The organism is Fructilactobacillus sp. X2R1C1 (assembly GCF_059901435.1).
In genome coordinates, this window is record NZ_JBWXUV010000051.1 from 1 (window position 1) to 341 (window position 341).

A 341-nucleotide genomic window follows, 5' to 3' on the forward strand; every position below is an offset into this window, starting at 1 on the left:
GCCGATGCCTTAAAGGACCCATCAGCTGATCAAAAGTCTGACCAGGAGGCAGCTACAAGTGATAACACAGCAAATAAGCAAGACGCTGTGGTAGCTGCCAACCAAAAGACTGATGATCAAGCAGCAGCCATGAAGCAAACTGCGGCAGCCTTAGCCACCAATGATCCCCAGAATCAGCTAAAGAATGCCACTACTGATCTTGCTGCTGAACCATTTAAGATCACTGTTAGTGATCCAGACTACAAGTCTTATGGTGTTCCTTGGGTTGATCCAAACTCCGATCACTTTACGTATGGTTTTGTCACTGTGAAAAATGCTGCCAATACTAACAAAGTAAAGTG

Annotated in this window: 1 protein-coding gene; it reads left to right on the forward strand. The window is 45.2% G+C overall.

Features of this window, described 5'->3' with window-relative positions:
- A partial coding sequence (locus AC6UDG_RS07460) for a hypothetical protein (RefSeq protein WP_500706955.1) occupies nucleotides 1-341 on the forward strand: 341 nt, incomplete at both ends.